Raw genomic sequence first — 459 nt, 5'->3', positions numbered from 1 at the left:
GCGTATAGATTGCGAGCTTGTCCTGCAGAAGCATGCAGACGGCGGTCGGGTGATAAATCAGCATTGACCGTCACCAGTTTTCGCTCAAGGGCAATGGTACGAATCACGCTTAAAAAAAACGTTTTGCCAGAGCCGTATTCACCAATAATCAAACGAAATGCCGAGCCACCGTCGGCAATACGGTCAATGTCTTTGATGAGTGCTGATAGCTCATTGACTCGTCCGACTTGAATGTGCTGAATGCCAATCTTTGGGGTGACCCCTGATTTTAACGATTGGATAATGGCATCTCGTTCTTTACTGCGTATACGTTTTTCGCTCATAGGGTGTCCTTCATTTTTAGTGTAACAGTGCTTGTAATTCTTCAACGATCTCAAAATCAATATAAATCATTTCTTCAGCATCAATGACAGGGGCATCAACGCTGTCGTAAGCCCAATCATTTAACACTTCAATGAC

The 459-nt window shown here is 44.0% G+C and carries 2 protein-coding genes; both read right to left on the bottom strand.

Annotated elements, in window-relative coordinates; all coding sequences use genetic code 11:
• On the bottom strand, positions 1-323 hold a 323-nt coding region (locus M3175_RS24330), incomplete at its 3' end, for a BREX system ATP-binding domain-containing protein (protein ID WP_251524594.1).
• Positions 324-339: 16 nt separating this feature from the next.
• Complete coding sequence (locus M3175_RS25490) at positions 340-450, bottom strand: tellurite resistance TerB C-terminal domain-containing protein (protein ID WP_371321723.1); 111 nt, start codon at positions 448-450, stop codon at positions 340-342.
• Positions 451-459 lie beyond the last annotated feature (9 nt).

Source organism: Robertmurraya korlensis (assembly GCF_023715225.1).
Lineage (GTDB): Bacteria > Bacillota > Bacilli > Bacillales > Cytobacillaceae > Robertmurraya_A.
Note: the sequence above shows the minus strand (reverse complement) of the source record. Positions and strands in the feature narration are given on the sequence as shown.